Raw genomic sequence first — 26,533 nt, forward strand, 5'->3', positions numbered from 1 at the left:
CGATCCGAAGATCGGGGCCTCTGCTGTGGCTGGGGCCGGGGTCGAACCGGCGACCTATCGCTTTTCAGGCGATCGCTCGTACCAACTGAGCTACCCAGCCACGAGGCTTCCGGGGAAACCTCAGCGGTCCTGACGGGATTTGAACCCGCGGCCTCCACCTTGACAGGGTGGCGAGCACTCCAAACTGCTCCACAGGACCAAGCTTTGTGTGCGAACGAGCGAAGCAAGTCTCGCACACGGTGTTGCGTACCCCCAACGGGATTCGAACCCGTGCTACCGCCTTGAAAGGGCGGCGTCCTAGGCCGCTAGACGATGAGGGCTATCGGCCCGCCTGTTCGCTTCTCAGCGCGTCGGGGACGTGAGAAGCATATGGGATGGCGGCGGCTATCGCCAAAACGGTTTACCGAGCCGTCCCGGCGGGGCTCGGGGAGGGGGTCGCGCCGGGCTGGTTCTCCTTGGGGAGATGGCGGCTGACCTCGGCGCTCGTGAGGCCGAGACCGCCCAGCTTGATCTCGTCCCAGGCCTGGAGATGCCGGGTGTCCCGGTCGAAGTAGAGGACCGAGGCCTCGATCGGGTCCGGGTACGTGCCCTCGACCGCCCGCAGACCGCTGCCGCCCGTCGAGCCCTCGACGCGCAGCCGGGTGCCGTACTTCATGACCTCCATCTCCTCGTGGTGCAGATGGCCGGAGAGCACCAGCGGCACCACGCCGTCCGTCCCGCGCGCGGCGGCGGGTTCGTGCACGATCGCGACGTCCGCCGGGGTGCCCGCGGCGCGCTGGTCGCGCAGGGCCGAGGCGAGGCGGGCGCCGGCGAGGTCCTCCGCCGCGTCGCCGCCGGGCGCGACCGCGCGGTCCGGGGTGAACTGGGGGTCGCCGATGCCCGCGAAGCGCAGCCCGGCGACGGAGACGGCCCGGCCGTCGTCGAGGACGTGGACGTTCTTCATCCGTTCGAGGTAGCTCTGGGTGAGGCGCGAGTCGTGGTTGCCGCGCACCCAGACGTACGGGGCGCCCAGGTCCGGGACCGGGTCCAGGAAGCCGTTCTCGGCGGCCGTGCCGTGGTCCATGGTGTCGCCGGAGTCGACGATCACGTTGATGGAGTACTGCTTCACGAGCGAGGCGATGATCTTCCAGCTCGCCGGGTTGAGGTGGATGTCGGAGACGTGCAGGACCCGGATCGTGGTCGGGTCGGGCTCGTAGGCGGGGAGGGTGGACGTGACGTCGTACAGCTTCGTCACGTTCGTCACCAGGCGCGCCAGCTCCTTCTGGTAGACGTCGAACTCGCTGACGATGTTGCGGGCGTTGCCGACCAGGGAGGGCGCGGAGGACAGCAGCCCGGAGTACTTCGGTTCCAGGACCGAGTTGGGGTTCCAGGTGGCGAAGGCGGTCGCTCCGGAGGCGGCCAGCAGGGCGAGGGCGAGGCCGCCGGCGGCGAGGGCCCGGCGCGGCCGGCGGTAGACGCCGAGGCCGAGCGCGGTGGCGCCGACGACCACGGCTATGCAGGAGCGCACGGCCAGGTCGATCGTGCCGTCCTCGACGTCGCGGGCCACTTCGTCCTGGAGGCCGGAGAGCCGTTCGGGGTGGTCGACGAGGGCCTGGGCGCGGTCCGGGTCGAGCTGGTCCACGTCCACGTCGAGGCGCAGCGGGGCCCGGTGGCTCGCGAGCTCCAGGGCGCCGAGCGGTGAGACGTTGATCTTCGTGCCGCCGGTGAGGGAGGGACGCAGGGTCATGGTGGTGTTCATGGGGCCGACGGGGACCCGCACGTTGCCCACGACCAGCAGTCCGAGCCAGGCGCCGAGCAGCACCACGCTGAGGAGTCCGAGGGCGCGGACGTACGGGTTGGGCCGGGCGGCGAGCTCCGGCACGGCGCGCGAGCGGCGGGCGCGACGGCGGCCGAGGGCGCCGAGGGTGGGGAGCGCCCGGCGGGCGCGGTCGGCGGTACGGCGGACGAGGGCGGTTGCGGCGGCGGGGGCGCGGACCATTGGTCCCGTATGCCCAAGTGCCGGGGCGGGTATGCGGACGGCGCCCGCCCCGGCGGGGACGCGGCGGCTCGGACGCGTGTACGCCTGGCCGCCGTCCGGTCAGCCCCAGCCCAGCTCGTGCAGCCGTTCGTCGTCGATCCCGAAGTGGTGGGCGATCTCGTGGATGACGGTCACGGCGACCTCGTGGACCACCTCGTCCGGGGTCTCGCACATCCGCAGGATGGGACCCATGTAGATCGAGATGCGGTCGGGGAGCACTCCGGCGTACCACTCGCCGCGGTCGGTGAGCGGGGTTCCTTCGTAGAGGCCGAGGAGTTCGGGGTCGTCGGCCGGGGGCTCGTCCTCGACGAACACGGCGACGTTGTCCATGACCCGGGTCAGCTCGGGCGGGATCTTGTCGAGGGCCTGGCTCACGAGCTCTTCGAAGGTTTCGCGCGTCATCTCCAGCACAGGGCCATTGTCGGGGACGAGGTGCTCCCGGCGGGTACCGGCGGAGGGTCCGACGGGGCCGGATGTGGCGTGGGGCCTCGGACCGCACCCCGGCCCCGGGCACGCTCCCCGGACATCGAACTGTCCTGACGGACCCTCCGCGTGACGCGTCGTCAGCGGTCGGCACGGCAGTCCGGGTGCGTCCCCGGGCCCGGCCGGGCCCGCGGGCGCGTGTCCTCTTGCGGGCGGCGGGAGTTGGACAGGGGGAACTCCCGTTCCTTCCCCGCGCTCCCGGCTCCGCCCGAGCGGGGGACGCCCCCTACGGAGGTGGCCGCCCGTGCGCGCCTTGTACGTACCCGTCCGTCTGGCCGCCACGGTCATGGCCGTCGCAGCCGCCGCCGGCTGCATGAGCGTGGGGAACGACGGGGACGACCGGCCCGGGCCCTCGCACTCGGCGGGGCATCGGGCCGGCGAGGAGCCGGACGGCGGGACCTCGGTGGGCGGCGGCGGGATCGGGTCGCACGGCGGGAAGGGTGGCAAGGGTCACAAGGGGTCGCCGAAGCCGGGCGAGTCGGAGTCGGGTGACGCGTCTCCCTCGGCGTCCGCGTCGAAGGGCGGCAATCCGTCCGCGAAGGCGACGGACAAGGGCGGCGGCGACCCGTCCACGGACCCGGTGCCGCCGGGTGAGCCGACCCCCACGCGCACGACGGCGGAACCGACCCCCGAACCACCGCCCGTGTCGACGCCCCCGTCGTCCGATCCGGGGTCCGCCGAACCGTCGTCGTCGGCGCACGAGCAGCCCGCGACCCAGCTCGTCCAGCGGGAGCCGGCACCCGAGGCCGGCTCGCCCGTCTAGGCTCCTGGCGGCGGCCAAAGGTGTCCTGACCTGGGCGTATGGGGTCGGGTTTGCCTTCAGGGGTGGAGGGTGCGTATGGTGGTAGATCGTTTGATCCCATTTGCCCGGCGCCGCCAAAGAGAGCGCCGCGTGGCGCGTACTCTCCCTTGCCGTGGCCGGACCGCATAGAGGCGGTCGATTGCGACTTCACGGAGTTTGGGCGCGTGCCGAAGAACTCCGGAAGGTTCGCATTTCGCATGTCTGTTTCCAGTACTGATCACGTCGTCGTGCCCGAGAACGACCAGAACGACACCGTGAACGAGATCATCGAGGTCGTCGAGACCGTCGAGTCCGCCCCCGAGATGACCTTCTCCGACCTCGGTCTGCCCGAGGGTGTCGTCCGCAAGCTCGCACAGAACGGCGTGACCAGCCCCTTCCCGATCCAGGCCGCGACCATCCCGGACGCCCTGGCCGGCAAGGACATCCTCGGCCGTGGCCGCACCGGCTCCGGCAAGACCCTCTCTTTCGGTCTGCCGCTGCTCACGCAGCTGTCCGGTGGCCACACCGAGAAGAAGAAGCCCCGCGGCATCATCCTCACGCCGACGCGTGAGCTCGCGATGCAGGTCGCGGACGCCCTCCAGCCGTACGGCGACGTCCTCGGCCTGAAGATGAAGGTCGTCTGCGGCGGTACGTCGATGGGCAACCAGATCTACGCCCTGGAGCGCGGCGTCGACGTCCTCGTCGCCACCCCGGGCCGCCTGCGCGACATCATCAACCGCGGCGCCTGCTCCCTCGCGAACGTCCAGGTCGCCGTGCTTGACGAGGCCGACCAGATGTCCGACCTGGGCTTCCTGCCCGAGGTCACCGAGCTGCTCGACCAGATCCCCGGCGGCGGCCAGCGCATGCTGTTCTCCGCCACGATGGAGAACGAGATCTCCACGCTGGTCAAGCGCTACCTGACCAACCCGGTCACGCACGAGGTCGACAGCGCCCAGGGCAACGTCACGACCATGTCGCACCACATCCTCATCGTGAAGCCCAAGGACAAGGCGCCGGTCACCGCCGCGATCGCCTCCCGCAAGGGCCGCACGATCATCTTCGTCCGCACCCAGCTGGGCGCCGACCGTATCGCCGAGCAGCTGCGTGACGCCGGTGTGAAGGCCGACGCGCTGCACGGCGGCATGACGCAGGGCGCCCGTACGCGGACGCTGGCCGACTTCAAGGACGGTTACGTCAACGCGCTCGTCGCGACCGACGTCGCCGCCCGCGGTATCCACGTCGACGGCATCGACCTGGTCCTGAACGTGGACCCGGCCGGTGACCACAAGGACTACCTGCACCGCTCGGGCCGCACCGCCCGCGCCGGCCGCTCCGGCACCGTCGTGTCGCTGTCGCTGCCGCACCAGCGCCGCCAGATCTTCCGGCTGATGGAGGACGCGGGCGTCGACGCCGCGCGTCACATCATCAACTCCGGTACGGCCTTCGAGCCCGAGGTCGCCGAGATCACCGGCGCCCGCTCGATGACCGAGGTCCAGGCCCAGTCCGCGGGCGACGCCGCCCAGCAGGCCGAGCGTGAGGTCACCCAGCTCACCAAGGAGCTGGAGCGCGCGCAGCGTCGCGCCGCCGAGCTGCGCGGCGAGGCCGACCGTCTGGTCGCCCGTGCCGCCCGTGAGCGGGGCGACGACCCGGAGGTGGCCGTCGCGGCCGCCGCCGAGGCCGCCGAGCAGGCTGTCGCCGAGGCACCGGCCGCGGAGGCCCCGGCCGAGCGTCCCGTGTCCGACGAGACGCGTCAGCGCCGTGACGAGCGGGGCAACTACGAGCGCCGCGACAACGACCGTGGCGGCTTCCGCCGTGACGACAACCGTGGTGGCGGCTTCAACCGCGACGACCGCGGTGGCCGTCGTGACGACCGCCGTGACGGTGACCGTGGCGGCTTCCGCCGCGACGACAACCGTGGCGGTGGCTTCCGCCGTGACGACAACCGTGGTGGCGGCTTCAACCGCGACGACCGCGGTGGCCGTTCTTTCGAGCGTCGTGACGACAACCGCGGTGGCGGCTTCCGCCGTGACAACGACCGTCGGGACGACAACCGTGGTGGTGGCTTCAACCGCGACGACCGTGGCGGCCGTTCTTTCGAGCGTCGTGACGACAACCGCGGTGGCGGCTTCAACCGTGAGAACCGCAGCGGTGGCTTCAACCGCGACGACCGTGGCGGCCGCTCCTTCGAGCGTCGTGACGAGCGTGGCGGCCACCGTGGCAGCGACCGTCCCTTCAACCGCGACCGTCAGGGTGACCGCCCCGCGGGCGGCGGCTTCCGCGCCGGCGGCCACGACCGCCCGACCGGCCGCCGCGACGACCACCGCACGACCGGCACCGGAACCGGCACCGGTTCGTTCCGCCGCGACGACAAGCCGCGCTGGAAGCGCAACGGCTGACCGCCGCTGAGCTGACCAACTGACGTGGCCCCCACCCGACTCGGGTGGGGGCCACGTCGTCGTCTCGGGTGCCGTCCACCTGTTCGCGGCGAGGAGCGAGGCACCGGCACCGGGTCGTTCGGGGCGCGGGTGAAGATCAGCGGTGGCCGGCAGACCTGCAAGGGAGCTTTTCTGGCCAACTTGATGTTCCGCCCCGCGCATGTCGTGCCCCCCACGAGGGAATCGCTGGGGGCATGACAAATGACGCCACGGGCAGTGGGCTGTCGGACGAAGAACGGCTCGCCCAGCTCGGCTACACGCAGGTGCTCGCCCGCCGCATGTCGGCGTTCTCCAACTACGCGGTCTCCTTCACGATCATCTCGGTCCTGTCGGGCTGCCTGACGCTGTATCTGTTCGGCATGAACACCGGCGGTCCCGCCGTGATCACCTGGGGCTGGGTCGCGGTCGGTCTGATGACGCTGTTCGTCGGACTCGCGATGGCCGAGATCTGTTCGGCCTATCCGACCTCCGCCGGGCTGTACTTCTGGGCCCACCGGCTCGCCCCCGAGCGCAGCGCGGCGGCCTGGGCGTGGTTCACGGGCTGGTTCAACGTCCTCGGCCAGGTCGCCGTGACCGCGGGCATCGACTTCGGCGCCGCGTCGTTCCTCGGCGCCTACCTGAACCTCCAGTTCGACTTCGAGGTGACGCCGGGCCGCACGGTCCTGCTGTTCGCCGGGATCCTGATCCTGCACGGGCTGCTCAACACGTTCGGCGTGGGGATCGTCGCGCTGCTCAACAGCATCAGCGTGTGGTGGCACGTCGTCGGTGTCGCCGTCATCGTCGGCGCGCTGACCTTCGTGCCGGACCAGCACCAGTCGGCCGACTTCGTGTTCACCAAGTTCGTCAACAACACGGGCTGGGGCAGCGGGGTCTACGTCGTCCTCATCGGACTGCTCATGGCCCAGTACACGTTCACCGGGTACGACGCCTCCGCCCACATGACGGAGGAGACCCACGACGCCTCAACGGCCGGCCCGAAGGGCATCGTGCGGTCCATCTGGACCTCGTGGATCGCCGGTTTCGTCCTGCTCCTCGGCTTCACCTTCGCCATCCAGTCGTACGACAAGGAGCTGAACTCGGCGACCGGCGCGCCCCCGGCGCAGATCCTCCTCGACGCGGTCGGCGCCACGTCCGGAAAACTCCTGCTGCTCGTCGTGATCGGTGCCCAGCTCTTCTGCGGCATGGCCTCGGTGACGGCCAACAGCCGCATGATCTACGCCTTTTCGCGGGACGGAGCGCTGCCCTTCTCGAACGTCTGGCACACGGTGAACCCGCGCACGCGGACGCCCGTCGCGGCGGTCTGGCTGGCCGCGCTCGGCGCGCTCGTGCTCGGACTGCCGTACCTGATCAACTACGCGGCCTACGCGGCCGTGACGTCGATCGCGGTCATCGGCCTCTATGTCGCCTACGTCATCCCGACGTTCCTGCGGGTGCGCAAGGGCGAGGACTTCCAGCGCGGGCCCTGGCACCTGGGCCGCTGGTCCCGCCCGATCGGGGTGATCGCGGTCGGCTGGGTCGTCGTCATCACGATCCTGTTCATGCTGCCGCAGGTCTCCCCGGTCACCTGGGAGACGTTCAACTACGCCCCGGTCGCGGTTCTCGTCGTGCTCGGCTTCGCCGCGGCCTGGTGGCTGGCCTCGGCCCGGCACTGGTTCCTCAACCCCGGACACGAGCGCAACATCGCCCGTGAGGCCCTCCGCAAGGGAGCGCCCGAACCGGTGGATCCCTGACCTTGTGCGCGTCCGGCGTGGCCGGGTCACCGATACCCGATCGGCGTCCCGGCCACGTCCGGCTATGCTCGGGGATGCATCGGCGCGTCCGGTGCGCCGCATCGGCGTCGGCCGGTGCGGGGACCCTTAGCTCAATTGGCAGAGCAGTGGACTTTTAATCCATTGGTTGTGGGTTCGAGTCCCACAGGGTCTACCGCGTGACAGCGCCCCGTCCGGCTTCCGCCGGGCGGGGCGCTGTCGTGTCGTCAGGGCGCGGGCCCCGTGCGGGTGTCAGCCCGCGGTGAGCTCCGTGAGGCCGGTCAGCTCCGGCAGCGGCAGGGTGTGCTGGGTCTGGAGGACCTTGGCGCGCAGGTACCGGACGTTGTGCGCGGTGGTGAAGACGCCCGTCGGGACGCGGTGCGCGACCGTGACGCCGAGGTCGCGCAGCTGTTCCGCCTTGTCGGGGTTGTTGGAGAGCAGGTCGAGCGTGTCGATGCCGAGGGCCTGGAGCATCTGGGCGGCGGCCGTGTAGTCGCGGTCGTCCTCGGGCAGGCCGAGGGCGGCGTTGGCGGCGTACGTGTCGAGGCCCTCGTCCTGGAGGGCGTACGCGTCGAGCTTGTTGTAGAGGCCGATGCCGCGGCCCTCCTGGCGCAGGTACAGCAGGACGCCGCCGCGCTCCGCGATCTGCTCCACCGCCTCGCGCAGCTGCGGTCCGCAGTCGCAGCGGGCCGAGCCGAAGACGTCGCCGGTCAGGCACTCGGAGTGCAGCCGCACCAGCGGGTCGGTGCCCGGGTCGCCGAGGACGACGGCCAGGTGTTCCTTGCCGTCGACGAGGCCGTGGAAGGTGACGAGGTCCGCGTCGACGGAGTAGCCGTCGCCGAAGCGCAGGGGTACGCGGACGCGGGTGCGCACCGTGGCGGTGGGGTGGTCGCGCATGTTGTCTCTCCGTCCAGCGGGTTCGTACGGGACGGCGTTCACGGATTGTGCTTCAGATTTGAAGCACACCGTCCGGGACGAGACACTACATCTGCTTCAAAGTTCAAGCAACGGGGAGGAGTGCCGTCCGTGCCGTCCTGGTGTCGTCGTCCGCGCTCCTCATGACGAGCAGGAACGCCGCCGCCACGGCAGATCTTCCCCGCGCGCCGCCGAGTCCTCGTCCTGGATCGCCCGGGTGATGGCCCCGCAGATCTCCTCCAGCTGGCCCACCTGCTCGGGGGTCAGCCGGTCGAAGACCGCCGCCCGGACCGTCGCGACATGCCCGGGCGCGGTCCGCTCCACGAGGTCCATGCCCTCGTCCGTGAGTACGGCCACATGGCCGCGCCGGTCGGTCGGGCAGCCCTCACGGCGCACCGTGCTGTCCTTCTCCAGCCGCGTCACGGCGTACGTGAGGCGGCTGCGCGTGATCTTCAGCGTCTCGGCCAGCTCCGTCATCCGCAGCCGCCGCTCGGGCGCCTCGGACAACCTCGCCAGGATGGAGTAGTAAAGGTGGGGCATGCCCGCCTCGGCCTGGAGCCCGCGGTCGATGGTGTCCTCCAGGAGGGAGCTCGCGGAGATGTACGAGCGCCAGGCGCGCTGTTCGGCGGGGGAGAGCCAGCGGGTCGTCATGGGACCAGTCTAGGTATTGTTTAAAACTTGAACCACTGTGCGCGTGCGACCGGAGGAAACGCCCCCATGCCCCGTCCCCACGTCCTGTTGTCCGCCGCCGTCTCCCTCGACGGCTTCCTGGACGACACCGGGCCCGAGCGGCTGCTGCTCTCGGGCGCGGCCGACTTCGACCGGGTCGACGAGGTGCGGGCGTCCTGCGACGCGATCCTGGTCGGCGCCGGCACCCTGCGCGCCGACAACCCCCGGCTCCTGGTCAACTCCGCCGAACGCCGCGCGGCCCGCGTCGCCGACGGGCGCCCGGCCTATCCACTGAAAGTCACCGTCAGCGGCTCGGGCGACCTCGACCCGGAGGCGCAGTTCTGGCACACGGGCGGCGAGAAGGCCGTCTACACGACCGACGAGGGCGCGCGCCGGGCCGCCGGCCTGCTGCACGGCCTGCCCGGCGTCGACATCGTCGCGACCGGACCCGAGCTGGACTGGCGCGTGCTGCTGGAGCACCTGCACGACGTCCGGGGCGTACGCCGGCTGATGGTCGAGGGCGGCGGACGGGTCCACACCCAGCTCGTACGGGAAGGGCTCGCCGACGAGCTGCAACTCGCCGTCGCCCCCCTCTTCGTCGGGCAGCCGGACGCGCCGCGGCTGTTCGGGCCCGGCGCCTATCCCCCCGGCCGGCTGCGACTCGTCGAGACCCGGCCCGTCGGGGACGTCGTCCTCATCCGTTACGTCCCCACCGCCCCCGGCACCGGCCGGAGCGCCTCCGCCGCCGACCGGCAGTGGCTGGCCCTGGCCTGCGAGCTGGCGGCGTCCTGCCCGCCCTCGGAGACCGCGTTCAGCGTCGGCGCCGTGGTGGTCGCCGCGGACGGGACCGAGCTGGCCCGCGGCCACTCCCGCGAGGGCGGCGACCCCGTGGTGCACGCCGAGGAGGCCGCCCTCGCCAAGATCGACCCGGCCGACCCGCGGCTGCCCGCCGCCACCGTCTACAGCAGCCTGGAGCCGTGCGCCCGCCGCGCCTCCCGCCCCGCTCCCTGCGCCCGGCTCATCCTCGACGCCGGCGTACGGCGGGTCGTCACCGCCTGGCGCGAGCCGGACACCTTCGTCACCGACGCCGACGGCAACGGACTCCTCGCCGCCGCGGGCGCCGACGTCGTCCTTCTGCCCGAGTACGAGCAGCGCGCCAAGGCACCCAACCGCCATCTCCTGGACGGGGCCGCGCACGGCAGGGACTGAGGGGGCCGAGGCCCCCGGAACCGTGGTTCGGCCGCACGGAAGGGGCCCCGGTATACGTGTGTGCCGAGGGCCCCGCGGATGCCGTACACTGGCTCTTACGACGCGGGGTGGAGCAGCTCGGTAGCTCGCTGGGCTCATAACCCAGAGGTCGCAGGTTCAAATCCTGTCCCCGCTACTGAAGGCCAAGGGCCGGAACTCGGATTCACGAGTTCCGGCCCTTGGTGTTGGTACAGCCCCTTGAGCGTCCTCCCTTCCCGTCACCGTGTTCGCTCCGGAGGGTCGCGGAATCCCTCGGTCGGGCCACACCGGTCGCCCCCCGTCCCCGCTCCGGGTCTGCTGGACGGGTGGGTCAGCCAGGAGGTGAGGAGCGGACCGGAGAACTCGACGACCGGGCCGACCGCCCGCCCCTCGGTGATCCGCGGGCGACGGGGGGTGCCGGTCCTTCGGGTGCGTCCGGACCCGCGGGCGATCCCGGAACCGGTCCGGCGCGATGGCGGACGGGTCGTATCTCCGCCGTGCGTGCCCTGGTCCGGGCCCTGCCGGTGCTGCTGGTCGTCGGCGGGACCTTCTACGACTACTTCACGCCGGGCGAGTTCACCGCCGCCCCCCTCTTCACCGCCGCCACCCTGGTCGCCGCGCCCCTCTATTCGCTGCGCGGCACCGTCCTCACCGGCGCCGCCGCCGTCGGCGCGCTGATCCTCGTGCACTTGCGCCTCGGCATCGTCCTTCGGGTCGACGCGGTCACCGAGGTCGTCACCGTCGCCACGGCGGCCGTCCTGGGCGTCCTCATCAACATCCTCGTCCGGCGCAGCGACGAGCGGCTCGCCTCCGTCCGGGAGATCGCCGAGTTCGCGCAACGGGCCGTGCTGCCGGAACCGCAGGCACGGATCGACGGCCTCGACGTCGCCGCGCGCTACGAGGCGGCCCAGGCGGACGCGTTCATCGGCGGGGACCTGTACGCCGTGCAGGACACCCCGTACGGCGTGCGGCTGGTCGTCGGGGACGTGCGGGGCAAGGGGATGACCGCGGTCGCGGCCGTCGCCGTGGTCATCGGCGCCTTCCGGGAGGCGGCGGAGCAGGAGACGACCCTGGAGGCGGTCGCGCAGCGGCTGGAGCGGGCGCTGAAACGCGAGGGCACCCGGCGCGACAACCTCGACGCCGTCGAGGGGTTCACCACCGCCGTCCTCGCGGAGATCCCGCACGAGGAGGAGACCGTCCGCATCGTCAACCGGGGCCATCCGCCGCCCCTGATGCTGCACCCCGACGGCACACTCGTCCCGCTCACCGGCGGGCCCGCCGCGCTGCCCCTCGGGATGAGCGACCTGGGCAGCACGCCCGACCGGGCGGTGCCGGCCCGCTTTCCGCGCGGCGCGATCCTGCTGCTGCACACCGACGGGCTGTCCGAGGCCCGGGATGTGAGCGGGGAGTTCTACGATCCGGCCGCGCGGCTGGCCGGGCGGGTCTTCCCGGGGCCCGACGCGCTGCTGAACACCCTCGCGGTCGAGGTCCGCAAGCACACGGGCGGCGCCCTCAGCGACGACATGGCGCTGCTCGCCGTCCGGCGCGGCTGACGCCCTCGATGGCCCTTCTCGACTGCTGTCACGAGGAGTGAGCGAACCGTGTCCCTCCGCATAACGACTGACACACCGTCACATGAATCCGTGGCGACGGAATGAGGCCAACTCGCCCGTTTTTCAGTGCGCATGACCCCAAAGTCCTGGCCAAAAAGCGTTAACGATCAGTCGGAACAGCTTGGAATCAGGTGGCCAGGTCTATTAACGTTCGATAACGCAGCGCGGTCGTCCCAGCCGTCACAAGAGATGGCTCCGTGCGCACGCGCCGAATCCCGCAAGGGAACCGGGGAACCACCAACTTGGGGTGAATCGAGCGTCCTCCACCGTGGCAGCACGGTGGGTATACGCGCGTAGGAGACCTTCCTGCTCCGAACCCGTCAGCTAACCCGGTAGGCGAGAAGGAAGGAAAGGAGTGCGCCCACGTGGCGTCCAACCGGCCTGCTCAGCCAACCTCGTTCGCACCGAATGACACCCAGTCCTTCGGTTTCGCCCACGGCAAGGACGAGGGACCCTGGGAGGAGTGGAATCCCACCGAGGATTCCGTCCGTCCCGTTCGTGGCCGGCACCGCGTGGGAAAGCAGCGCGGCGGAGGACTCGCCCGCAGCTCCACGGTCCTCGGCGTAGGCGTGATAGCCGCCGTCGGCGCCGGTGGCATGGCCACCGCGGCGCCCGGCAAGGCGCCGGTCTCGATCTCGCTGCCCGACCTGTCCTCGGTCACGCACTCGGCCAAGGCCCTGATCAGTGACGGCGCCGAGACACCCAAGGGCTCCTCGACTCCGCTCACCGGCGCGGGCCTGACCACCGCCGACACCGCTCAGGGCACCGCGGACGCCGGTGAGGCGCTGCGGACCCGCATCATGCAGCAGGCCGAAGCGCAGCAGAACCAGGTCGACAGCGCCGCCCAGGAGGCGGCCGAGACAGCCGCCGCGAAGCAGGCCGTCGCGCTCGCCACCAAGCAGCAGGACGCCGCCGAGGCCAAGGCGGACGCCGCGAAGAAGAAGGCGGAGGAGGAGGCCAAGGCGAAGGCCGAGGCCGAGCGCCTGGCCGAGCTCGCCAAGAGCTACTCGCTGCCGACCTCCTCGTACACCCTGACCTCGCGCTTCGGCGAGGCCGGCGCCCTGTGGTCCTCGGGCTACCACACGGGTCTCGACTTCGCCGCGCCCACCGGCACGCTGATCAAGGCCATCCACAGCGGCACCATCACCGAGGCGGGCTGGGCCGGTTCGTACGGCTACCGCACGATCCTCACCCTCGACGACGGCACCGAACTCTGGTTCTGCCACCAGTCGTCGATCAGCGTCAGCGCCGGCCAGAAGGTCGCCACGGGCGACGTCATCGGCCGCGTCGGCGCGACGGGCAACGTCACCGGGCCGCACCTGCACCTGGAGGTCCACCCCGGCGGCGCGGCCACCGGCATCGACCCGATGGCGTGGCTCCAGGGCAAGGGCCTCAACCCCTGACGGGTGTTCCGGACCAGGGCCTCGGCCCCTGATCCGCACGGATTGCCGACCGGCCGGTCGTGGGGACTCCCGCGACCGGCCGGTTTCGTCCGCCGTACCGGCCGTGCGGGATGCGGCAGACGTGCGGGATGGATGTGGAATACAGGCATCCGACCCGGGCGTTGAATCGACACATGACTTCTCTTCGCAAGCTCGGCTCCTCCGACCTCGAGGTCTTCCCGCTCTCCCTGGGCGGCAACGTCTTCGGGTGGACGGCGGACGAGACCCAGTCCTTCGCGGTCCTCGACGCCTACGCGGCCGCCGGGGGCAACTTCCTCGACACGGCCGACTCGTACTCGTCGTGGGTCGACGGCAACGAGGGCGGCGAGTCCGAGACCATCATCGGCAAGTGGCTGAAGGCCCGCGGCAACCGCGCGGACATCGTCGTCGCGACCAAGGTCAGCCAGCACCCCGCCTTCCCGGGCCTCTCCGGCGCCAACATCAAGGCCGCCGCCGACGCGTCCCTGCGCCGCCTGGGCACCGACCACATCGACCTCTACTACACGCACTTCGACAAGACCGAGGTGCCGGTCGACGAGATCATCGGCGCCCTCGACGAGCTCGTGAAGGCCGGCAAGGTGCGGAACATCGCCGCCTCCAACATCTCCCCGGAGCGGCTCCAGGAGTCCCTGGAGTTCTCCGACCGCGAGGGCCTCGCCCGCTACGTCGCGCTCCAGCCGCAGTACAACCTGGTCTCGCGCGACACCTACGAGGGCGATCTGCGCGACGTCGCCTCCCGCGCCGGACTGGCCGCCGTCCCGTACTTCGCGCTCGCCGCGGGCTTCCTCACCGGCAAGTACCGTCCGGGCGCGACCGTCGACTCGCCCCGGGCCGCGGGTGCGTCCAAGCACCTGGAGACGGAACGCGGGAAGCGGGTCCTCACCGCGCTCGACGAGATCGCCGAGGCCCACAACGCCGCCGTCGCGACCGTCGCCCTCGCCTGGCTCGCCGCCCAGCCCACCGTCGCCGCGCCGATCGCCTCGGCTCGCACGGTGGAGCAGCTCCCCGCCCTGCTGGGTGTCGCGGACCTGTCGCTGACGGACGCGGAACTGTCGCGCCTGACCGAGGCGTCGGCCTGACACCCGCCGTGTGATCCCGGGCCCCCGCCCGAGCGAGGCGCCGCCCCGCGCGGACGGGGGCTAGGAACGGTAGGGGTTGTAGTCGTACGTCGGATCCGGCACCGGCGGCGCGTACGGCTGGGCCGGTGGGACCGCGTACCCGTAGCCGTGCGCCGGCCAGGGGGGCGGTGCGGGGATCGGCGAGGTGGTGCGGGCCGCGTAGGCGAGGGACGGCCGGGCGATCTCCCGGCGGCGCCACAGCTCGTGCAGCAGCTCGCGTTCCCGTACGACGAAGTCGGCGCCCGCGCGGCCCCGGCGCCCCCGGTGGCGCAGGAACGCCAGCGAGGTCGCGTACGCCTCGTACTCGGCGACCGAGCGGCCCGCCGACTTCCCCCAGTGATGTCGGGCGTACTCGCGGGCGAGCCGCCGGGCCCGCATCGAGCCGAGGACGTACGGCTCGGCCGTGCCCAGCCAGCCCGCCGTCGTGTACGCGGGCAGTTCCGTGCGTACGGTGCGCAGCTCGCGCTGCCGGGTCCACACGACCAGCCAGGTCAGCAGCCCGAACGCGGGCACCATGAACGCCGCGTAGACCGCGAAGAAGCCGTACTCGCCGAAGTCGGACGAGCTGTTCCACACCGAGTGCATCCCCATCGCGAGCAGCAGGCCGGCGAACGGGATCAGGGTGCGACGCACGTGCTGGCGCTCGGCGGACAGGGCCGCGACGCCGAAGCCGATGCCGGTCAGCACGGTGAACAGGGGATGCGCGAAGGGCGACATCACCACGCGGACGAAGAAGGTCGCGGCGGTGACGGAGGTCAGCCCGCTGCCCCCGCTGAGCCGGTCGGTGCCGAAGGCGGTGCCGAGATAGAGGATGTTCTCGGTGAACGCGAAGCCGGTGGCGGTGACTCCGGCTATGACCACCCCGTCGACGATCCCGGTGAAGTCACGTCTGCGGAAGAGGAAGACCAGCAGGACGGCCGCCGCCTTCGCCGACTCCTCCACGACGGGGGCGATGACGGTCGCGCCGAGGGTGTCGGCGCTGGAGGGATCGGCGGTCGCGGTCGCTATCCACCGCGTGGCGAAGCTGTTGGCGACGATCGCTATGAGCGCGGCCGCGCAGGCGCCCCAGGCGAACGAGAAGACCAGGTTGCGCCAGGGGCCGGGCTCGACCCGGTCCAGCCACCGGAAGGCCGCTATGAGCAGCGGCACCGGGAACACGGCGAGGCCGAGGCCGACCAGGAAGCCCTCGGTGCCCGTCTGTTCGCGGACGAGCGCGAGGATGACGAGACCGGACAGCACCAACAGGGTGATCAGTGCTCCGTACCGGACCCATCGGCGCTGCCACCAGTGCGGATGCCGCAACGCGTGCCCGGCGGGGACGCCGGGCTGCGGGGGGTACGGGGGACTGATGGCCACGGCATTGACCCTAACGAGGGAGGGCGGGACTCGCGACGGTGGCCGGAGTCGCCCCGGCGTGCGGGATCCCGGGGACGTCGGAGGGCCGTGCGCGGGTCAGGTGCCCGGGGCGTGCTGGTCTCGATGCTGTACGCGCCGGAAGAGGAGGTCGTTCACCACATGACCCTTGTCCAGTCCCTGGCCCTCGAAACGGGTGAGCGGCCGGAACTCGGGGCGCGGCGCGAAACCGTCGTCCGGCCGCGTGTTCTCGAAGTCGGGGTGGGCGCTCAGAACTTCGAGCATCTGTTCGGCGTACGGTTCCCAGTCCGTCGCGCAGTGCACGAGCGCACCCGGTTTGAGGCGCGTCGCGGCGAGGTCCAGGAACTCCGGCTGGATCAGCCGTCGCTTGTGGTGCCGCTTCTTGGGCCAGGGGTCGGGGAAGTAGACCCGCAGGCCGTCCAGGGACGCGGGCGGGAGCATCTCCCGGAGCAGGATGATCGCGTCGCCGTTCGCGACCCGGATGTTGGTCAGGCCGCTGCGCTCCGCGAGGCCCAGCAGGTTCCCCTGGCCGGGGGTGTGCACGTCGACGGCGAGGATTCCGGTCTCCTGGTCCTCGGCCGCCATCTGCGCGGTGGCCTCACCCATGCCGAAGCCGATCTCCAGCACGACGGGCAGGTCGGCCCCGAACAGCTCCGCGAGGTCGAGCGTGCGCTGTCCGTCGATGTCCAGGCCCCACTGGGGCCACAGGCGCTGCAGAGCCTCGCCCTGTCCGGTCGTCACCCGGCTCCGGCGCGGCTGGAAGCTCCGGATCCGCCGCTCGAAGTGCGATCCGGCGGGGTCGGCCTGCGGCCCGTCGGGAAAGCGGGGCTCGCGCTGGGAGCGGTGGTGACGCGGCGAGCCGTCCTCGGCGGAGGCGGGCCGGGTCTCTTCGGAGGAGTCGAGGAAGTCAGACACAGTGCGGTCGATTTTACGGGGGGTCGCGGCGGGGCGTGTCCGGACCGGGTCGGGTCGGTCCACCGGGGGTGCGGCCCGGCGCGGGCCGCACTCAGCTTGCCGCGAGAGCCGCCAGGGCCCGGCGGGCGACCTCGCGGCCGATGGGGAGGGACGCCGTGGCCGCGGGGGACGGCGCGTTCAGGACGTGCACCGTGCGCGGGCCCTCCTTGATCAGGAAGTCGTCGACCAGGGTGCCGTCCCGCAGGACGGCCTGGGCGCGGACGCCGGCCGCGGCCGGCAGCAGGTCGTCCGGGGTGACGGCGGGCAGCAGCCGGCGGACCGCCGCGGTGAACGCCGCCTTCGACACCGAACGCCGCAGCTCTCCCGCGCCGTACCGCCAGTGGCGGCGGGCTATCCGCCAGGAACCCGGCCAGGACAGCGTCGCGCCCAGCTCACGGGGGTGGACGACGCCCCAGCCGTATCCCTCGCGGGCGAGGGCGGGCACCGCGTTCGGGCCGACGTGGACGCTGCCGTCGATGCCGCGGGTGAGATGGACACCGAGGAAGGGGAAGGCCGGATCGGGCACCGGATACACCAGGCCGCGGACCAGCTCCGGCCGTGCCAGGGTGAAGTACTCGCCACGGAAGGGGACGATCCGCATCTCCGGGTCGTCGCCCGCCAGCCGGGCCGTCTCGTCGCAGTGGAGTCCCGCGCAGTTCACGAGGACCCGGCCGCGGACGATCGTGCCGTCGGCCGTGCGGACCGCGGCGCCGAGATCGGGGCGCCGGTCGATCCGCACGACGTCCGCGCCGTACCGGATGTCCGCGCCGGAGGCCTCTCCGAGCTGCCGGGCCACCGCTCCGTAGTCGCAGACGCCGGTGGTGCCCACGTGGATCGCGGCGAGGCCGCGCACCTCGGGCTCGGCCTCGATGATCTGGGCGGGGCCCAGCTCCCTGACCGGAATGCCGTTCTCCCTGCCGCGCTGGACCAGGGCGTGCAGGCGGGGCAGCTCGGCCTTCTCCGTCGCGACGATCAGCTTGCCGGTGACCGCGTGCGGGATGTCGTACTCCGCGCAGAACTTGACCATCTCGGCGGCGCCCCGCACCGCGTACCGCGCCTTCAGGGAGCCCGGGCGGTAGTAGACACCGCTGTGGATCACGCCGCTGTTGCGGCCCGTCTGGTGGCGGGCGGGGCCCTGCTCTTTCTCCAGCACCGTGACCCGGGTGCCCGGCGCCGCGCGCGTGACGGCATAGGCCGTCGACAGGCCGACGATTCCGCCGCCGATCACCAGCACATCGCAGTCGTACGCGCTCCGCACCTGCACCACCTCCCGGCTTCGATAGTGCACTGCGCCACTGACAATGCCCTCAAACCCGAGATTCACGCCCCGCCGCGTTTCGCCCGGTCGAAGGGGCGGCGGCAGCGGGACGCGGTGCCGCGGCTACGCCGGAGCCATCAGCAGCGGTCGCGCGCGCTCCCGCAGCTCCACCACACGCGGCTCGTCGCCGTACGGCTCCAGGCGGTGCAGCAGGTCCTTCACGTACTCGGTGGTGCGCGCGGACGAGATACGGCCCGCGACCTCCACCGCCCGTACGCCCTGCTCGCACGCCGCGTCGAGGTTGCCCGACTCCAGTTCGGCGACCGCCGAGACGACCAGGCGCAGCCCGTGCGACCGGACGAACTCCTCCGTCGGCTGGGACAGCGCCTGCTCCGTGAAGCGGCGCACCTGGCGGGGCGCCTTCAGGTCGCGGTAGCACTCGGCCGCGTCGGCCGCGAAGCGGTCGTACGAGTAGAAGCCGAGCCAGGACGGGTCGTGGTCGCCGTCACGGGCGCGCTCCAGCCAGCCCTCGGCGGCCTTCAGGGCGGTGCCGGCCGCCTGGGCGTCACCGGCGCGCGCGTGGGCGCGTGCCTCGACGAGCCGGAAGAAGCTCATCGTGCGGGCGGTGGCGAGGCCACGGTTGCGCTCCACGGCGGCCTGGGCGAGGTCGACGCCCTCGTCGCCGAAGCCCCGGTAGGTCGCCTGGAGGGACATGGAGGCCAGCACATAGCCCCCGAGAGGGACGTCCGCGGCGGCCCGGGCCAGGCGCAGGGCCTGGATGTAGTAGCGCTGCGCCGCCTCCTGCTGGCCCGTGTCGAAGGCCATCCAGCCGGCGAGACGGGTGAGTTCGGCGGACGCGCCGAACAGGGCCCGGCCGACCTCGTCGGAGTAGGAGCCGAGCAGCAGCGGCGCCGCCTCGACCCGCAGACACTCGGGCACCATGGACGAACGCCAGTCGCCGCCCCCGTACTTGGAGTCCCAGCGCCTGGCGTCCTCGGCTGCCTCACGCAGCTTCAGCACGTCGCTGTGGCCGACTTTCAGCGGTGCGCCCGAGTCCTCACCGGGGCTCACGTCGCGCGCCACCGAACTGTCGGCCGGGGTTATCAGCCAGCGCGACGCGGGGGTCGCATAGGCGCTCACGGCGAAGGAACCGGCCAACGACTGCCAGATGCCACCACCGCCGGCCCGGCGCCCGGCGAGATCGAGGCGGTACAGCTCGGTCGCCGAGCGCACCGCCTGCCCGACGTCACGGGGGAAGGCGAGACCCACCTCCGGCGCCGGATCGGCGTCGGCCAGGCCGATCTCGTGCAACGGCACCGGACGGCCGAGTTTCTGGCCGATGGCGGCCGCGATGAGGTGCGGCGCGGCGCCTTGCGGCACCATGCCTTTCGACACCCAGCGCGCCACCGACGTCTTGTCGTAGCGAAGTGTCAACCCGCGTTGAGCGCCAAGATCGTTGACGCGACGCGCGAGTCCTGCGTTGCTGATTCCCGCGAGGGCGAGAACGGCGCCGAGTTTTTCGTTCGGCCCGCGTTGCTCCCTGGACATGCGCCACCCCTCGACACAGACGGCTGCCGCACTGGCATAACCACGCGGCATTCGTAAACCCAGCGTAGTTCGCCCGATCCCCAGCGTTAAGGGGCGTAGGTCCGGTTGGCGGGATTGTGGTCCGTACGACTGTACGGACGGTCGCGGCGTGCTCCTGGTGTGTGGCCGTGCGCCTGTGCGTGCGCTCTTCTCCGGCCATCGGGGGAGCGCTTCCATGGAACGTGCGTGGGTCGGCCCGCTGTACTGGATCCAGTGGGCTGGGGGACACCGCCGCCTACATCCCCGCGGGCGGCGGACCGGTCCGGGAGGCGAACTCCGCCTCCCGGACTGTGCGTTGCCGAAGCGGTGCGCAGGGCCTGTACGGAGCGTGTCCGAACGTGTCCATCGAGCGCCGATTTGGCCGAAAATCGACGGTCGGTTCTGCGGGTGATCAGCCCTCTCACCACCACAGTTGAGGGCGCTAAGGGCGTCTTGGGGGAGCGTATCGGGGGCGCATTCACGTCGACTCCGCAGGGGTGGGTGACGTGCGGAGTGCGGACGGGGCGTTGCCCGCGAGGCCGGCCGGGGTGGCCGCCGGCCCGGTGACCTAAGTGCCGGGATGCGTACGGCGACGCGAGGCCGGGCTGGGCACAAGTGGGGTGCCGCCGAAGGTGATTCAGCGGTGCGTGGCGGTCCGGCCACACGGCACTCTGTGAAGTCCCCTTCCGCGGGGGCTATTTGTCGGAAGTGTGGCACCCCGTGGCGGCGCGAGCGGCGGCACGGGGGCGCACTTCGGGGAGCGCAAGCCGCCGCAGGGGCCCTCCCTCACGCTTCCTTCGTGGCAGCATGGTGCCGAGTTCGTACGTGCACTGGTTGTCCACAGCCTGTGGAGGCGGCGATGCGATGGTTGGTGGGGTGGAGCAGCACCGTCGCCAGAGCGCCTGTGATCGGCTCGGCGGGCGCCACCGGGAACGACGGCGAGACCGTGCACCCGGTGGGATCCCAACTCCTGTGGGGCGACCCCGATCCGCTGTGGGCCGTGGGCGACTGGCGCCCCGACGAGGTGCGCGTCGTGAAGGCCGACCCCGAGAACCGCATCGCCGTCCTCGGTACCTGCGGCGCCTCCGACGAGGAACTCCGGGTGGGGCTGTTCGCCGCGCGCGGCGGGGCGCTCCGCCACCTCACCAACTGGCCCGGGAGCTACACGGCGGTCGTCCAGGTCGGCCGCCGGGTCACGGTCTGCGGTGACCTAGCCGGCGCCCGGCCCGTGTTCTACACCCCCTGGGCGGGCGGTACGGCCTACGCGACCGCCGCGCTCCCGCTCGCCGACCTCATCGAGGCCAACCTCGACTTCGGACATCTCGCGGCCCTGCTCGCCGCGCCCGACGTACCGGCCGCCGTGCACGACTCCACCCCCTACGAGGGCGTGCGGCGCATCCCGCCGGGCCACACCCTGATCCTGCGCGCCGGGGCCCGCGAGATCGCCGGCTACGAACCCGTCGCCTCCCTCGCCGTCGCCGCGCCCACCGCCGACCCCGACCGCGCCGTCGACGCCGTACGGGACGCCCTCGTGGAGGCCGTCCGCACCCGGCTCTCGGCACCCCGCCATGTACCCGGCACCGACGTGGACCCCGGACCCGTGCCCGGCATGGGCCCCGCCGAACGGCGTGCCGCGCGCGGGATGCCGGTTCCGGGCATCGGCGCCGACCTCTCCGGAGGGCCCGCCTCGGGGACCCTCGCCCTGCTCGCCGCCGGACTTCCCGGAGCGCCCGGCACGGTCCTCGGACACGGCACCGGCGCCGGTGAGCGACTGCTCGCCGTGACCTTCAACGACCTCGCCGTACCGGGGCGCGAGGCCGAACTGGAGCGGGCCGGGACGCTCGCCGCGAACCCCCGGCTGCACCACGTGGTCGTCGCCGGGGGCGAGGAGACGCTGCCCTACGCCGATCTGGAGGGCCCCCTCACCGACGAGCCCGCGCCGTCCCTGGTGACGGCGGCCCGGCACCGGGCACGGCTCGCCTCCGGCAGCGCCGACCACTTCACCGGATACGGCGCCCGGCAGGTCCTCGACGCACATCCCGCGCGGCTCGCCGACCTCCTGATGGACCGCAAGCGGCGCCATCTGGTGCGACCCGTCGCCGCGTTGACCAAGGCCGACGGCTCGGTGATGGTCCCCGCGCGCGTGTACGGCGCCGCCCGCAAACTCGCCCGGACGCCGTACCGCACCGGGGTGGACGCCCTCGCCGACCGCCTCCTGCACCGGCGGTTCGACGAGCCCGGCGGTGCGGTGGGGGCCTCGCTCGCCGCGCTGAGCTGGGCCAGACCCGGGCCCGCCGCGCGATGGCTGACCGGTGAGGCACTGGCCGAAGTATCGGTTCGCCTGCAGGGCGGCGGGGGACGTCTGAACGTCGGCCCCGGACAGCGGCCGGGCGACTTCCGCGCGCGGGCCGCACTCGCCCGTCACGCGGCGGACGTACGCGTCCTGGAGCAGGCCGCCGAGATCCGCTTCCAGCGGCTGCACACGCCGTTCCTCGACAACCAGGTCGTCCGGGCCTGCCGTGACCTGCCGGAGGCGCTGCGGGTGCAGCCCGGGGCGCGGGCGGCCATCCTGCGCAGGGTGCTGGAGGGCGCCGGGGTGGCGGATCTTCCCCCCGGGTGGGGTGCGCCGTCCCACGCCTCCGCCGCCGCGGCGGCGCGCACGGGGCTGCGGGTCGCCGCCGACTCCCTGATCGACCTCTTCGATACCCCGCTGCTCGCGCAGGCGGGCCTGGTGGAGGCCCGGGTCGTCCGCAAGGCGCTGCGCGCCGCCGCGGAGGGATCGCCGCTGCCGCTCGACGGGCTGGCCGATCTGGTGGCGCTCGAACTGTGGCTGCGGCGGCTGCTGGCGCGGCGCGGCACCTGCTGGACGGGGACGCCGGCACGCCAGCGCGCTGTTCCGGCGGGGATCGTGCCGCAGGGGCGGGCGTTGGGGGCGGGAGCCGGGGCGGTCGTGCAGCGGCGTTGACGCGGTTGCTCTTCCGGCTCCGGCTCCTGTCCGGTGGGTGGGTCGGGGCCGTGCCAGTACATCCGCCCGTCGCCGCTGAATCAGACGTGAGTGGAGAAGCGGACCGCTGCTCGATCCGGGCGTAAGCGACGGGCATGTGATGTACCGGCACGGCCCCTCGCGTCGGACGCCGGGTGCGGGCAGCGACTGGCCGGGGCGCGTCCCTTTCGTCGGGTGCCGGGTGCGGGCGTGAATTGCAGCCCCTCCGGCGTTTGAGGAGCGGGGTCTGGGGCGGAGCCCCAGGTACGGGTCGGGTAGGGGCGGAGGGGGCGAAAGAAGCCCTGGCTTCGGCCGAGGGTGGCGGGGCACTGGCGGGCTCGCCGGGGGGAAGCCGTGACCTGGGGGCGGGGGGACGGTGAGAATGGGGGCGTGCGGTACAGGATTCTGGGGGTCACCCAGGTGGAGGACGACCGGGGGGCCCTGGTCACCGTCGGCGGCCCCCGGGTCCGCGCGCTGCTCACCGCCCTCGCCCGCCACCCCGCCCGCACGACGAGCCCGGACACCCTGATCGACGAGGTGTGGGGCGACGACCCGCCGCAGGACGCCCCGGCCGCGCTCCAGGCACTGGTCGGCCGCCTCCGCAGAGCCATCGGGAAGGACGCGGTCACCTCGGAGCCGGGCGGCTACCGCCTGCGCGCCGCCCGCGACGACGTGGACCTGCACGTGTTCGAGCGACTCGTGGCGGGGGGCAGGACCGCGCTCGACCAGGGTGACGCCTCCACCGCCGCGACCCGGCTGCGCGAAGCCCTCGCCTTGTGGCGCGGTCCCGCCCTCGCCGACCTCCCCGACCGTACGGCGGCGACCCGTCCGGAGGCCCTGCGCCTGGAGGCGACCCGCAGCCGCGTCGAGGCGGACCTGCGGCTGGGCCGCGCCGCGGAGGTCGTACCGGAGCTGAAGGGGCTGACGGCGGACCACCCGTACGACGAGGCCCTGCACGTGCTGCTCATCCGGGCCCTGCACGAGGCGGGCCGCGGGGCGGACGCCCTGGCCGCGTACGAGGAGGTGCGCCGCGCGCTGGCGGAGGGCCTCGGCACGGATCCCGGGCCGGAACTCCGCTCCCTGCACGCGGCGTTGCTGGACCAGGGAGACGCCGCGGGACGGCAGGACGTGCGGCTCGGGTCGGGCGGTGCCTCGGCAGCCGGGGCCGTTGCGGGGCTCGGCCTCGCGGATCCGTCCCGGGAACGGCGGACCGGCAACATCCGTCCCCGGCTGAACTCGTTCGTGGGGCGGGAACCCGAGGTCGGGGCGATCCGTTCGGATGTGCAGAGGGCCCGCCTGGTCACGCTGACCGGACCGGGCGGTTCGGGGAAGACCCGCCTCGCCGAGGAAGCCGCCGCCGGGCTTCCGCAGGCGTGGCTGGTCGAGCTGGCACCGCTCGACCGGCCCGAGGCGGTCCCGGGCGCGGTCGTCAGCGCCCTCGGTCTGCGCGAAACCGCGCTGATCACCAACGAGATGACGACGGCGCAGGCCGACCCGGTCGCCCTGCTCGTCGAGTACTGCGCCCCGCGCAGCCAACTCCTGGTCCTTGACAACTGCGAGCACGTCATCGGAGCGGCGGCCGACCTAGCCGAGACCCTCCTGACCCGCTGCCCCGGGCTCACGATCCTCGCCACCAGTCGTGAACCCCTGGGAGTCCCCGGCGAGTTGGTGCGTCCCGTCGAGCCCCTGCTGCCCGACTCCGCGCGCCGCCTCTTCCTGGAGCGGGCAGCGGTCGTCCGTCCCGACGCCGCGACCGCGCTTCCCGACCTGGTGGCCGTGGACGAGATCTGCCGACGGCTCGACGGCCTGCCCCTGGCCATCGAGCTGGCCGCGGCGCGGCTGCGGCTGCTCACCCCCCGGCAGATCGCCGACCGGCTCGACGACCGCTTCCGCCTGCTCACCTCCGGAAGCCGCACGGTGCTGCCCCGCCAGCAGACCCTGCGCGCCGTCGTCGACTGGTCCTGGGACCTGCTCGACGAGCGGGAGCGGACCGTGCTGCGCGAGGCCTCGGTGTTCGCCGGCGGCTGGGACCTGGCGGCCGCGGAAGCCGTGTTCACCGGCTCCGCCGCCGACCTCGTCGGCGCGCTCGTCGACAAGTCCCTCGTCGTCGCCACGCCCTACGACTCGCAGGACCGTGACGGCGGTGAGGGCGGTGTCGGCGGTCAGGACAGTGGGGCGGGGGGACGTGCGGGGTTCGACGGGGGAGACGGCGGTCCGTCCGCGCCGGGCGGCCGGGGCGGTGACAGTGCTGCGGCCGGCCCCGGGGCCGGCATGTGGTACCGCCTGCTGGAGACCATCCACGAGTACGCCGGTGAGCGTGCCACCGAGGTACCCGAGCTGCGTGCCGCCGCCGAGCGGCGTCACCGCGGCTGGGCGCGGTCCCTCGTGGAGGAGGCCGAGCCGCGGCTGCGCTCGGGGGACCAGCTCCCCTGGGTGCGGCGCCTGGAGACCGAGCTCGACAACATTCGGGCGGCGCTCCACCGCTCACTCGTCGCGCAGGACGAGGAGGAGGCCGGAGCCCTGGTCCTCGCCATCGGCTGGTTCTGGTGGCTGCGCAACTTCCGGACCGAGGGAATGGAGTGGATGGACCTCGTCCTGAAGCTCGGCGCATGGCTCGACACCACGACCGGGGGCCGCGCGCACGAGAACGCCTGCGACGCGATCCTGTCCGAGCTGGAGAGCGTGGATCCCGTCGCCTCCTTCCTCGACGACCCCGAGGGCGACGAGCGGCATCCGCTGCACCGCATGCGGATGCGTCTGCGCATGTTCCATCTGTTCATGAAGGTGGACGCCGTCCCGCTGGACGAGTGGGGGGACGGGCGGACACGGGAGTACGTGGAGCGGGTGCGGGCCGTCTTCGAGAAGGGAGGCCCGGACGCCGCGCGCATGCCGGGGATCATCTGGCCGCTGGCGGCGTTCTTCCTCGGCACCGCGGAGGACATGCGGGCCGCCATGGACGCGACCGTCGCCAACTGCCGTGAGTACGGCGGCGAATGGGAGATCGGCGTCGCGCTGATGTTCCGTACGCATGTGGTCGTCGACGCCCCGGGCGGGATGGCCGGCGTGGACGACGACCTGGCGGAGCTGCGTGTGCTCAGCCGACGGGTCGGCGACCGCTGGATGCGCGCCCAGGTGTGCAGCGCCGCCGGTGAGGCCGCGATGGCGCGCGGCCGCTTCGACGCGGCGCGCGGGGAGTACGCGGAGGCGTTGCGGCTCGCCTTCGAGGTGGGGGCGTACGCGGAGACGCCGTTCCTGCTGGCCCGGCTCGGCGAGGTCGCCTACCGCTCAGGGGATCAGGTCAGGGCGCTGTCCCTGCTCGACGAGGCGAGCGTCGCCGCCGACCGGTACGGCGTTATCGATTCCCGGGCGTTCGTCAACATGCTGCGTGCCCAGATCGCCCTCGACGACGGGCGGACCGAGCTGGCGCGCGAGCTGTGGAGGGAGGCGCGGGAGGACAGCTCCCGTGGCACCCCGCCCCCGCAGTTCATGGCCGCGCTGAACTGGTCCGACGCGATGATCACGGCGGCCGAGTCCGGTCCCGCGCACGGCCTTCGGAAGCTGCGCGGTGCCGTGCGGGAGGCGGTGGACGAGCGGTGTGCCGACGTGGTGGTCGCCGGTCTCGTCGAAGCCGCGGCGGCCTTCCTCGGCCGGCTGGACGCCCACCCGGCCGCGACCCGGCTGATGGCCGCCGGCACCACCTGGCGCGGGGGACTTCCGCGGGCCGCCCGTGAGCGCGCGGAGGCCGAGCGCACCGAAGCAGCGGCACGGGCCTCCCTCGGCCCCGAGCGGTACGAGTCCGAGCGCGCCGAGGGCTCCGGCTACACCATGGCGGAGGCACAGAGCGACCTCGCCGAGGCGCTCAGGGAGTATCCCGAGGACTAGCGGACGCGGCGCGCGGCGAACGGGCATGGCGAACGGACGCGGTGCGCGGCGAACGGACATGGTGCACG

Annotated in this window: 17 protein-coding genes, 5 tRNA genes and 1 riboswitch; of the genes, 11 read left to right on the forward strand and 11 right to left on the reverse strand. The window is 72.6% G+C overall.

What is annotated here, in order from left to right:
* Positions 1 to 26 precede the first annotated feature (26 nt).
* The 5 genes from OG406_RS21270 to OG406_RS21290 form a co-directional block, all read right to left on the reverse strand.
* Positions 27 to 100: transfer RNA gene (locus OG406_RS21270), tRNA-Phe, on the reverse strand.
* Between the two features lie 24 nt (positions 101 to 124).
* A tRNA-Asp gene (locus tag OG406_RS21275) sits at positions 125 to 199 on the reverse strand.
* A gap of 48 nt (positions 200 to 247) precedes the next feature.
* Positions 248 to 320 (reverse strand) — tRNA-Glu (locus tag OG406_RS21280).
* A gap of 80 nt (positions 321 to 400) precedes the next feature.
* On the reverse strand, positions 401 to 1,978 hold the full coding sequence (locus OG406_RS21285) for a metallophosphoesterase family protein (RefSeq protein WP_164369488.1): 1,578 nt from the start codon (positions 1,976 to 1,978) through the stop codon (positions 401 to 403).
* 99 nt (positions 1,979 to 2,077) lie between these two features.
* Positions 2,078 to 2,428 (reverse strand): metallopeptidase family protein, encoded by a 351-nt coding sequence (locus OG406_RS21290; RefSeq protein ID WP_081218193.1) that lies wholly within the window; start codon positions 2,426 to 2,428, stop codon positions 2,078 to 2,080.
* 316 nt (positions 2,429 to 2,744) lie between these two features.
* Between OG406_RS21290 and OG406_RS21295 the strand changes: the two genes are divergently transcribed.
* From OG406_RS21295 to OG406_RS21310, 4 genes are all read left to right on the forward strand, one after another.
* The gene (locus OG406_RS21295; protein ID WP_329187217.1) at positions 2,745 to 3,263 is read left to right on the forward strand and encodes a hypothetical protein; all 519 of its coding nucleotides are present in this window, start codon (positions 2,745 to 2,747) and stop codon (positions 3,261 to 3,263) included.
* Between the two features lie 236 nt (positions 3,264 to 3,499).
* Positions 3,500 to 5,677, forward strand: a complete 2,178-nt coding sequence (locus OG406_RS21300; protein ID WP_329187218.1) for a DEAD/DEAH box helicase — start codon at positions 3,500 to 3,502, stop codon at positions 5,675 to 5,677.
* 233 nt (positions 5,678 to 5,910) lie between these two features.
* Positions 5,911 to 7,446, forward strand: a complete 1,536-nt coding sequence (locus OG406_RS21305; protein ID WP_266614907.1) for an amino acid permease — start codon at positions 5,911 to 5,913, stop codon at positions 7,444 to 7,446.
* A gap of 120 nt (positions 7,447 to 7,566) precedes the next feature.
* Positions 7,567 to 7,639, forward strand: a tRNA-Lys gene (locus OG406_RS21310).
* Positions 7,640 to 7,716: 77 nt separating this feature from the next.
* Here OG406_RS21310 and OG406_RS21315 read toward each other — a convergent pair.
* Positions 7,717 to 8,361 (reverse strand): GTP cyclohydrolase II, encoded by a 645-nt coding sequence (locus OG406_RS21315; protein WP_266614905.1) that lies wholly within the window; start codon positions 8,359 to 8,361, stop codon positions 7,717 to 7,719.
* Positions 8,362 to 8,520: 159 nt separating this feature from the next.
* Positions 8,521 to 9,030 (reverse strand): MarR family winged helix-turn-helix transcriptional regulator, encoded by a 510-nt coding sequence (locus OG406_RS21320; RefSeq protein ID WP_267051260.1) that lies wholly within the window; start codon positions 9,028 to 9,030, stop codon positions 8,521 to 8,523.
* A 66-nt stretch (positions 9,031 to 9,096) separates the two neighbouring features.
* Between OG406_RS21320 and OG406_RS21325 the strand changes: the two genes are divergently transcribed.
* The 5 genes from OG406_RS21325 to OG406_RS21345 all read left to right on the forward strand — a co-directional run bounded on the left by OG406_RS21325 (position 9,097) and on the right by OG406_RS21345 (position 14,409).
* Positions 9,097 to 10,257, forward strand: coding sequence for a dihydrofolate reductase family protein (locus OG406_RS21325; RefSeq protein ID WP_266847791.1), 1,161 nt, complete (start codon positions 9,097 to 9,099; stop codon positions 10,255 to 10,257).
* 101 nt (positions 10,258 to 10,358) lie between these two features.
* Positions 10,359 to 10,432 (forward strand) — tRNA-Met (locus tag OG406_RS21330).
* 169 nt (positions 10,433 to 10,601) lie between these two features.
* A complete protein-coding gene (locus OG406_RS21335) occupies positions 10,602 to 11,828 on the forward strand; it encodes a PP2C family protein-serine/threonine phosphatase (RefSeq protein WP_404117399.1) in 1,227 nt (408 codons plus the stop codon).
* 256 nt (positions 11,829 to 12,084) lie between these two features.
* A riboswitch (cyclic di-AMP (ydaO/yuaA leader) is annotated at positions 12,085 to 12,242 on the forward strand.
* A gap of 11 nt (positions 12,243 to 12,253) precedes the next feature.
* A complete protein-coding gene (locus OG406_RS21340; RefSeq protein ID WP_164369495.1) occupies positions 12,254 to 13,291 on the forward strand; it encodes a M23 family metallopeptidase in 1,038 nt (345 codons plus the stop codon).
* A 173-nt stretch (positions 13,292 to 13,464) separates the two neighbouring features.
* Positions 13,465 to 14,409, forward strand: a complete 945-nt coding sequence (locus tag OG406_RS21345) for an aldo/keto reductase (protein WP_329187222.1) — start codon at positions 13,465 to 13,467, stop codon at positions 14,407 to 14,409.
* A 60-nt stretch (positions 14,410 to 14,469) separates the two neighbouring features.
* Here OG406_RS21345 and OG406_RS21350 read toward each other — a convergent pair whose 3' ends face one another.
* The 4 genes from OG406_RS21350 to OG406_RS21365 form a co-directional block, all read right to left on the reverse strand.
* Positions 14,470 to 15,804 (reverse strand): PrsW family intramembrane metalloprotease, encoded by a 1,335-nt coding sequence (locus OG406_RS21350; protein ID WP_267051258.1) that lies wholly within the window; start codon positions 15,802 to 15,804, stop codon positions 14,470 to 14,472.
* 96 nt (positions 15,805 to 15,900) lie between these two features.
* Positions 15,901 to 16,737, reverse strand: a complete 837-nt coding sequence (gene trmB, locus OG406_RS21355; RefSeq protein WP_329187225.1) for a tRNA (guanosine(46)-N7)-methyltransferase TrmB — start codon at positions 16,735 to 16,737, stop codon at positions 15,901 to 15,903.
* Between the two features lie 91 nt (positions 16,738 to 16,828).
* Positions 16,829 to 18,064, reverse strand: coding sequence for an L-2-hydroxyglutarate oxidase (gene lhgO, locus OG406_RS21360; protein WP_329187226.1), 1,236 nt, complete (start codon positions 18,062 to 18,064; stop codon positions 16,829 to 16,831).
* Between the two features lie 93 nt (positions 18,065 to 18,157).
* Positions 18,158 to 19,582, reverse strand: coding sequence for an MFS transporter (locus tag OG406_RS21365; protein ID WP_081218179.1), 1,425 nt, complete (start codon positions 19,580 to 19,582; stop codon positions 18,158 to 18,160).
* A gap of 877 nt (positions 19,583 to 20,459) precedes the next feature.
* Here OG406_RS21365 and OG406_RS21370 point away from each other — a divergent pair.
* Together OG406_RS21370 and OG406_RS21375 are read left to right on the forward strand one after the other, a co-directional pair.
* On the forward strand, positions 20,460 to 22,565 hold the full coding sequence (locus OG406_RS21370; RefSeq protein WP_081218178.1) for an asparagine synthase-related protein: 2,106 nt from the start codon (positions 20,460 to 20,462) through the stop codon (positions 22,563 to 22,565).
* Between the two features lie 408 nt (positions 22,566 to 22,973).
* On the forward strand, positions 22,974 to 26,465 hold the full coding sequence (locus OG406_RS21375; RefSeq protein ID WP_329187231.1) for a BTAD domain-containing putative transcriptional regulator: 3,492 nt from the start codon (positions 22,974 to 22,976) through the stop codon (positions 26,463 to 26,465).
* The last annotated feature ends 68 nt before the right edge of the window (positions 26,466 to 26,533 follow it).

This window comes from Streptomyces sp. NBC_01428 (assembly GCF_036231965.1).
Lineage (GTDB): Bacteria > Actinomycetota > Actinomycetes > Streptomycetales > Streptomycetaceae > Streptomyces.

Coding starts and splice junctions, on each gene's coding strand:
- OG406_RS21370 (WP_081218178.1), top strand. CDS start 20,460: ATGCGATGGTTGGTGGGGTGGAGCAGCACCGTCGCCAGAGCGCCTGTG.
- OG406_RS21300 (WP_329187218.1), top strand. CDS start 3,500: ATGTCTGTTTCCAGTACTGATCACGTCGTCGTGCCCGAGAACGACCAG.
- OG406_RS21315 (WP_266614905.1), bottom strand. CDS start 8,361: ATGCGCGACCACCCCACCGCCACGGTGCGCACCCGCGTCCGCGTACCC.
- OG406_RS21285 (WP_164369488.1), bottom strand. CDS start 1,978: ATGGTCCGCGCCCCCGCCGCCGCAACCGCCCTCGTCCGCCGTACCGCC.
- OG406_RS21365 (WP_081218179.1), bottom strand. CDS start 19,582: ATGTCCAGGGAGCAACGCGGGCCGAACGAAAAACTCGGCGCCGTTCTC.
- OG406_RS21345 (WP_329187222.1), top strand. CDS start 13,465: ATGACTTCTCTTCGCAAGCTCGGCTCCTCCGACCTCGAGGTCTTCCCG.
- OG406_RS21320 (WP_267051260.1), bottom strand. CDS start 9,030: ATGACGACCCGCTGGCTCTCCCCCGCCGAACAGCGCGCCTGGCGCTCG.
- OG406_RS21305 (WP_266614907.1), top strand. CDS start 5,911: ATGACAAATGACGCCACGGGCAGTGGGCTGTCGGACGAAGAACGGCTC.
- OG406_RS21325 (WP_266847791.1), top strand. CDS start 9,097: ATGCCCCGTCCCCACGTCCTGTTGTCCGCCGCCGTCTCCCTCGACGGC.